This window comes from Novosphingobium lindaniclasticum LE124, assembly GCF_000445125.1.
GTDB lineage: Bacteria > Pseudomonadota > Alphaproteobacteria > Sphingomonadales > Sphingomonadaceae > Novosphingobium > Novosphingobium lindaniclasticum.
This window is the reverse complement of sequence record NZ_ATHL01000146.1, coordinates 1-8,012: the sequence shown is the minus strand read 5'-3', so window position 1 is coordinate 8,012 and position 8,012 is coordinate 1. Positions and strand designations below refer to the sequence as shown.

The 8,012-nt window shown below is 61.3% G+C and carries 6 protein-coding genes and 1 pseudogene; 3 read left to right on the top strand and 4 right to left on the bottom strand.

From position 1 onward, the window contains the following. Positions 1 to 96: 96 nt before the first annotated feature. From L284_RS47720 to nadC, 3 genes are all read left to right on the top strand, one after another. A protein-coding gene (locus tag L284_RS47720) for an IS630 family transposase (protein WP_235054464.1) occupies positions 97 to 1,037 on the top strand; the annotation gives its coding sequence in 2 pieces (ribosomal slippage) (positions 97 to 442 and positions 442 to 1,037; 942 coding nt in all). Between the two features lie 669 nt (positions 1,038 to 1,706). After that, on the top strand, positions 1,707 to 3,029 hold the full coding sequence (locus L284_RS44560) for a Rieske 2Fe-2S domain-containing protein (RefSeq protein WP_031343120.1): 1,323 nt from the start codon (positions 1,707 to 1,709) through the stop codon (positions 3,027 to 3,029). Then, positions 3,029 to 3,904 (top strand): carboxylating nicotinate-nucleotide diphosphorylase, encoded by an 876-nt coding sequence (nadC, locus tag L284_RS44555; protein WP_021235900.1) that lies wholly within the window; start codon positions 3,029 to 3,031, stop codon positions 3,902 to 3,904. Before L284_RS44560 ends, nadC begins: the two co-directional genes overlap by 1 nt. A 140-nt stretch (positions 3,905 to 4,044) precedes the next feature. Here nadC and L284_RS44550 read toward each other — a convergent pair whose 3' ends face one another. From L284_RS44550 to L284_RS44535, 4 genes and pseudogenes are all read right to left on the bottom strand, one after another. After that, the gene (locus L284_RS44550) at positions 4,045 to 4,575 is read right to left on the bottom strand and encodes a MarR family winged helix-turn-helix transcriptional regulator (RefSeq protein ID WP_021235899.1); all 531 of its coding nucleotides are present in this window, start codon (positions 4,573 to 4,575) and stop codon (positions 4,045 to 4,047) included. A gap of 91 nt (positions 4,576 to 4,666) precedes the next feature. Then, entirely contained in the window at positions 4,667 to 5,659 is a 993-nt protein-coding gene (locus L284_RS44545; protein ID WP_031343117.1) for an ABC transporter substrate-binding protein, read from the bottom strand. Positions 5,660 to 5,665: 6 nt separating this feature from the next. Continuing rightward, on the bottom strand, positions 5,666 to 6,841 hold the full coding sequence (locus L284_RS44540; protein ID WP_021235897.1) for a Gfo/Idh/MocA family protein: 1,176 nt from the start codon (positions 6,839 to 6,841) through the stop codon (positions 5,666 to 5,668). Between the two features lie 560 nt (positions 6,842 to 7,401). Then, positions 7,402 to 8,012, bottom strand: a pseudogene (locus L284_RS44535) (IS5 family transposase); the annotation flags it as partial.

Genomic DNA, 8,012 nt, shown 5'->3' with positions numbered 1-8,012 from the left:
ATTAGAGCGGTTTTCGACCGTTCTGAATCGGTCTGGGATTCCCTTCGGGCGCGATTTCTGATTCAGAATCCGTGCTGGTGAAGGAGGCCGGCATGGATGGCTCTTTCGATGGATTTGCGCACTCGGCTGTTGGCAGCGGTGGACAGTGGATCGAGTTGCCGTGCTGCGGCGGCCCGGTTCGGTGTTGCACCATCAACGGCGGTCCGTTGGCGGGCACAGCAGCGCGAGACGGGTGACATTGCCCCAAAGCCGCGCGGCGGGGATATGCGCTCGCGGCGGGTGGAAGAGCGGGCAGCGGACATTCTGGCCATTTGGGAGGAGCGTAGGGACATCACCCTCGAAGAACTACGTCTGGCGCTTGCGGACAAGGGCATGGCCGTTTCCGTGGCCGGGCTACATCGCTTTTTTGTTCGCCGTGGCCTGACGCGCAAAAAAAGACAGGCCATGCGATAGAGCAAGATCGACCAGACGTCCTGAAACAGCGTCAGGACTGGTTCGAGGGGCAACTCGATCTCGAACCGGAGCGCCTGGTCTTCATCGACGAAACCTGGACCGCCACCAACATGACCCGCAGCCACGGTCGTTGCCCGAAAGGCGAGCGGTTGCGGATGGGCTTCCCGCACGGCCACCGCAAGACCACCACCCTGGTCGCTGGCCTGCGCATGACCGGCATGGTCGCGCCTATGGTGCTCGATGGACCGATCAACGGCGACTGGTTCGAAGCCTACGTCGCTCAGGTCCTCGTCCCGGAACTGCGGCCCGGCGACGTCGTCATCATGGACAACCTATCGAGCCACAAGCGCGCATCGGTGCAAGTGCTCATCGAGGCCGCAGGCGCAACCCTGCGCTTTCTCCCGCCCTACAGCCCCGACTTCAACCCGATCGAGAAAGCGTTCTCCCGCCTCAAGGCCATGCTCCGCAAAGCGGGCGAGCGAACGGTCAGCGGCCTGTGGAGCTTGATCGGCAAACTCGTCGATATCTTCCAGCCTCAGGAATGCGCCAACTACTTCAGATCGTGCGGCTATGAACCAGAATGATCGAAAACCGCTCTAGGCCTACCCGTGCCACTCATACTTACCAGATCAGTCACGGATTCGCCGAGGCGGATTTCCTCAACATGGAGGCGGTTCAGGAGCACTGACACCCGAAGGATTTAGGTACGTCACGAGCCACAGCGTGGAAAAAATATGAGTATGGCGGGGTTGGGGCCATCGGTTCCGGACCCGTTGTGGCTCTAGGATCGCCATCCGTTCCTTGCCGTAAATGGTGAGCGATCAGGCGTCGCCGCCGGCAACGGTGCCAGCATCCAGATAACGGTCCGCGGTTTCCTGCGAAGCGAACGCCTCCAAGGCGACGCTGAAATAGTAGGCGCCGCCGCGCGTTCTACTCGGCCGGCCACACGGCATCACCATTGTCGCGCAGGCTGGTGGTCAGCTTTAAGATATCCTGAACGAGCAACAGCCATCGGCCATCTGACAGAGCGGCAGCCGGAGCGCCCTCGATCTTGCCGAGCGTTGGCCGCCGGATTGCTGCTCAAGTGGGTTCAGACCTGTGCGTCCACGGGCAGCAGTCAAAAAAGATGCAACTCGGACTTGATACTAAAAGAACTTCGATATAGAAGGATATTCGATCTCGATGATTGAATGTCCAATGCGAGTCGCGGGGTTACACGCCGACTGCGACATAAGATAAGGAACCGTTGTTCCATGACCCCTGAACAGAATGATCTTTTGTGTCGTGTTGAGGGCGCAGCGCCGATGGGCGAGTTGATGCGCCAGCACTGGATGCCAGCGTGTATGATCGAGGAAGTGGCCGAGCGTGACGGAACGCCGTTGCGCGTGCGCCTGCTTGGTGAAGATATGGTGATATTCCGCGACACAGAGGGGCGGGTAGGCGCGCTCGACGAGAAGTGCCCTCACCGTCGCGCCTCGCTGGCGTTCGGCCGTAATGAGGAGTGCGGACTGCGCTGCCTCTATCACGGCTGGAAATTCGACGTGGATGGCAATGCCGTCGACATGTCGTCCGAGCCGGTCGATGCCAAGCTCCGGTCGACCATGAAGACCAAGGCCTATCCGGTGCGGGAAGCTGGCGGATTCGTGTGGGTATGGATGGGCGATCCCGATCAGGTTGCGCCATTCGATGTACCGAACTGGGCGACGGCGCCAGACAGCAAGATCAGCATCGTCAAGATGCACGGGTCTTGCAACTGGGCGCAGGTTCTAGAAGGGTCCATCGACTCCGCGCACAGCTCCAGCCTGCACTCGTCGAACATGCCTACCGCCACCGGGGTAAGCGGCTCCACGGCCACCGACACAGCCTGGCTGCGTCCGTCGGCGGACAAGGCACCGCGACTGGAGGTTCAGAAGACCCCCTTCGGCTTCCGCTATGTGGCCATCCGCAAGCCGATCGTGAACGAGGACACGACCGACTACATCCGAATGACGCTGTTCGTGGCGCCGTTCACAGTCCACATTCCTTCGAACGACCAGTACCACCTCAGCCAGATGCTGGTTCCGATCGACGACGAGAATACGATGTTCTACTGGATCGCCTGGCACCCGACCAAGGGTATCTCGCAGGATGCATGGCGCAAGTTCTGCGGCGCTGAAATCGGCAAGGATGTGGAGCCGATCACCTTCAGGAAGATCCGTACGCTGGAGAACAACTATCTCCAGGATCGCGAGGCGATGAAGGCGGGCGACTTCACCGGTATCTACGGCATCCCCACCCAGGACATGGCGATGTGGGAGTCGATGGGCAAGATCGCCGATCGTGGCGATGACCGCCTGGGATCGAGCGATAAGGCAATCTTCGCCTTCCGCACGCAGATGTACCGTGCCGCCCAGGCAGTGGCCAGGGGCGAACCGGCGCTTGGTGCCGGTACGGGCATTCCACATGCGAAGCTGATGTCGTTTGAGGGCATCGTACCCAAGGGTACGGACTGGCGCCTGCTCAATGTGTCGGAAGAGGAAATGGCCATCGGCGCGGATCAGAAGTCCCGCACCGATCTCGAGGAGATGGTTCCCTGATGATCGACACACTGGAGGCACTGCCGCCGACTGCCGGACTCTATCGCAAAGGACTGGATGACTTCGTGGCCAGGGTGCTCGCGGAGGATCTCGGAATTGGGGGTGACGTCACAACCTCGTCCACTATCGGCGCCGACGTTCGTCTTTCCGCGCAGATCCGCAGCCGACAGGACATCGTTCTTGCGGGTGTGGATCTGGCGGTCGCCTTCTTCATGGCCCTGGACCCGCAGGTGCGCGTCGAGAGGTTGGTGGAAGACGGGGCGCGGGTGCAGCCCGATCAACCGATCATGCGTCTTGAAGGCAATGCCCGCGCCATGCTCGCCGCTGAACGCTCGGCGCTCAACACGCTCCAGCATCTCAGCGGCATCGCCACGCTGACGCGCCAGTACGCCGATGCGGTCGCAGGAACCGGCTGCACGCTGCTCGATACGCGCAAGACCGTTCCCGGCCTGCGCGTGATCGAGAAGTATGCGGCGCGCATGGGCGGGGCGACCAACCATCGCATGCGGCTGGATGACGGTATTCTGATCAAGGACAATCATCTTGCGCTCTGCGACAGCGTGGAGCAAGCGGTGCGATCCGCCAAGCAGTCGGGGCTGGAGGTCCAGGTCGAAGTGGATCTGATCGAGCAGATCGAGCCGGCACTCCGTGCGGGCGCGGATCGTCTGCTGTGTGACAACATGTCGCCCATGAAGCTGCGCCAAGCGGTCGCATTAGTGAACGGAAGGGTACCGATCGAAGCATCGGGCGGCGTTCGGCTGGACACCATCCGAGCAATCGCCGAGAGCGGCGTGGACTTCGTATCCGTCGGCCGCATTACGCAGAGTGCGCCGGCTGCGGACATCGGTCTGGATTATACAATGGCTTCAGACTAGCAGAACCTCTGCGCAGTATCATCGCCCGTCCCCGACATAGCTCTTCCTGCAGAAGCAGGCGGGGGCTGCCCGGGGAGGCGCGGGCTTGATCGGGATGCCGACCGCCCGGCAGGACGCAGCGAGGCTCAGCCTTTGAATTATCAGGCTGGGTCCCCGGCTGCGGCAACCTGTTCAGGTAAGGATTCCAGTTCAGCTTTAAGATTGGCGGACATCCGCCCCAGCACTGATGCGCAGATCTCGATCTCTTGAGGATCGATGCCAGCCAGCGCCGCCTGATTGATGTCTATTGCGTACTGCATCATCTCCTGTTCGAGGGCACGGCCCTGGTCAGTCAGGAAGATGCGCAGCTTGCGCCGATCACTGGCGTCGCGCGTCCGCTCCACGAGTCCTTGCGCCACCATGCCGTTGATCATGGTGACGGTTGTGTTCTCGGCTACGTTGGTCATGTCGCTGAGATACTTTTGCGTCACCCCTTCCCCGAGCCAGAGCACGCGCAGATAATACCAGAAGCCCGATTTCAGCCCGTGCGGGGAAAGATAGGCGTTGAGCAACCTGTCGAATCGTCGATGGCAACGGCGCACTTGATAACCGAGGCTCTTTTCTGGATCCAGCTGCGGGGTAAATGCGGACATCAGTTCTCCATCGCGTTCGGGGATCGTCAATGCCATCATGAAGACGCCTCGGCAAGCCGCCCGTGTCAGCGAGTGCGACGCCCGGGGTTCGCCGTAGGCGACGTGCTTCGGCGGACCCCGGGGGTTTCGGTCAAATGCGGAATTCGGCAAACGTCTCGGGCGCGAACATCTCCTCGACCGTCAGGCGACGGGGTGAGAGACCCTGTTCGTGGTGATAGCGCGTGAAGGTTTCCAGCACCTTGCGGTTCTTCTCAATGCCGTAGGGCCACCATTCGTCACCGAGCGTTGCGATGGTGTCCTCTACCATGGCGATCTGCCATGGCAGCATCGTCTTGAGCGAGGCGGACACACGTAGTTGCTCGTATGTGAGCTTCTGCGCTTCGACGAAGGCCTTGTAAAGTGACTGCGCAATCCAGCGATGCTTCTCGTAGATTTCGCGGCGAATTGCCACGACGTGCATGATGGGAAAGATGCCCGTCTTGGCGAAATAGGCCTTCTCCACATCGACGAAGTCAGGAAACAGCCGCCGTACCTTGCCGGGCTCGCTATAAAAGGTTGATGGTGCCCGGGCCGTATGCAGAGCGTCGATCTCGCCATCGGCCAGCATTCGGGTCAGTGTCTGGGTGGGACCGATCGGTTCCACCCTGAACTTGTCCGGGAGGTTGAGCTTCAGCTTCTCCTCGCGGCCGGGTTCTTCCTCGCCGCCGGTCACATAGGTAACGGAGGATGGGTCGATGCCGTACTCGTCCTGGAGGATGCCCCGGATCCATACGGGCGCCGTCATTTGGTACTCGGGCACGCCAATCCGTTTGCCTATAAGGTCCGTGGGCTTTTCGATCCCACTTTTGGCGGAGACGAAGATGCACGAGTGGCGGAAGAAGCGGGACGGGAACACCGGAATGGCGACAAAGGCCGGATTGTCGCGTCCAAGGGTGACGCAGTAGGAGGACATCGAGAGCTCGGCGACGTCGAACTCCTTGTTGCGAAGCATGCGGAAGAAGGTTTCCTCCACATCGAGCACCTGGAAATTCAAATCGATGCCGTCCGGCACCACACGCCCGGTCTGAATGGCCTCTGTCCGGTCATATCCCCAGCAGGCCAACGAAAGGTTCAGTCGTGTCATCGTGTATTACTCTCCAGAAGCTATCGTAAGGGGGCGCGGGTCGACGTCGGCCGCCAGCCGGCTGGATTGAAGCAGGGCGGTGCAGCAGGCCATCGTGTCGAGGCCCCACTTGCCGTCGTGAATGGGAGGGCGGCTGTCGAGTACCGCGTCCGCGAACTCCTCGATCACCGCAGCGCGGGGAACTTCGGGCGGGTCGATGGGAATGAATTCGCGCGTGGCATCGCCATAGACTTCGATGCCGGTCGGCAGCAGCTTGAGGTCGGCCCGTTCGCAGCTGACGAGAATGAAGCCGAAGTGCTCGTGATGCGGGGCGGCATTCGGCAGGGTGCCGCCCGCGCCGAAAGTGCGAGCGAGCTTGGCCCGTTGCTCGTCGCCCGCGCTGAGTGTCGCGAGCAGGCGCCGCGCCTCGCCGTAACGGGCGGGGTCCTTCGGCTGGCCGAGCTCGGAAACCCAGCCTACCAGTTCATCGCTATCATAGTGGGCATAGCCGCTGTACGTCAGGGTCGCCGTGGCGCCGCCCGCGAAGCTCAGCAGCGCGGTATATGCGCCTTCGCTCGGTCTGGTTGCGTCCCAATTCGCCGCCATTGCTCGCACGCTGGCGACAGGTTGGCCCACGAGCCGCCGTACGACGTCGATCTGGTGCGCAGCCTGGCTATAGACGACCCCGCCGCCGCGGCTGCTGTCCAGTTCTTCCGCGCGCCGCGGTCGGAACATGAAATCTGTGAAGTTGAGCGCCGTTACAAGACGGACGGAGCCGAAGCAGCCGGATGCCACGAGTTCGGCGCCACGCCGGACCTGCTCGTCGAAGCCGTGGCTCGGGCCCACGACTAGCACCCGCCCGCTGTCCCGCGCGGCGGCAGCCATCGCGGCGCAATCCGCAACCGTGGTCGCCATTGGCTTCTCGACCAGGACATGCTTGCCGGCCCGCAGGGCCGCGATCGTCTGGGTTGCATGATATTCGTGAGGGGTAGCTATGTACACCGCATCGATGGTGGGATCGGCAAGTAGCGTATTCATCTCCGCATAGCCCGGGCGGCCAAATTCCTCGGCGAAGCGGGCCAGCGCCCCCGGGCGAAGATCGAAGGCGCCGGCCAGTTCGATTCGGGGATGCCGGAGCAGGGCGGGCAAAGTCAGCATAAAGCCGCGGCCAAGCCCGATCACCCCCAGCTGCAGTGCCGTCATCCAAAACCTTCCGTTCACATCAATATGAATGGCGGGTTAGTACTTCGATATAGAAGCATTTGCAAGTTGTTATCGCCTTGTCCGGCTCGCCCGGTTTCCCCGCGTACCGAGCTCCCCCGTCTACCGAGCGTGAACATCCTGTCTTATGCTCTGCAGATCGGGATGGGGCGATCTGGAATCGGAAGCGAACATTTGGTTTCCATCAACTGCTGAGGGCAGCTGGTCCGTCGACATTGAGCTGCCCAGTGCTAAGGCGTGCATTTGAAAAAGCAACCTATCCAAGAGCATCGACAATCCTGTCGTCTGGACATTGAGGGTCTGCTTCCGTCGTGCTTTGCCAGAACAGGAGGAGAGATGTCTTGGAATAGCAAGGAGGTTCCGTTTGTGCCGTCGAAGCTTTAGGGCTTGCTCCTGCGGAGGAGAGCTTAATGTTGCAGGGCACGTCTTCAATCGTGGGCGATGGCTGCGAATGTCCACTGCAGAGCATCACCTTGCTGGAGAGGTGGCAGTCCGCCGGCTCCCGCGCGAACAGCGCTGCCAGAAGCTAGGGCGCGGACTCATTACGCGTTGCACCACAGCCTTACGCAGATGAGCTTGATGGCCGCGAGATAGTTGGCAGCGTCCTTGTCATATCGAGTGGCGATGCCCCGGAACTGCTTGATCCGATTGAAGAAGCGCTCGACGAGATTACGCTGGCGGTAGAGCCATGACGAGAAGCCGAAGCGCTGCTTACGGTTGGAGCGGTTGGGAATGTTGGCCCAGATGTTTCTGGCCGCGGCCGCCTCGCGAATGGCCGTGCTGTCATAGCCCTTGTCACCGAGCAGGGTGGCACCCTCGGGAATGGCCTCGATCAGCGCTTCAGCTTCGTATGCATCATGGACCTGGCCACCCGTCAGTCGCAGTCCGACAGGACGTCCATCAGCGTCGACAAGAGCGTGGAGTTTGGTCGTAAGGCCGCCCCGGGAACGTCCCATGCCATGATTGCCGGATCCCCCTTTTTGCCCGTCGCACCGTGCTGGTGGACGCGCATGCAAGTGGAATCGATCATCACCAACTCGCCGTTGAAACCGGCGGAAACCGCCGCCAACAATCGGTCCCACACTCCAGCCTTTCGCCAGCGGATGAACCGGTTGTAGCAGGTCGTCGACGGACCATAGCGTTCCGGGACCTC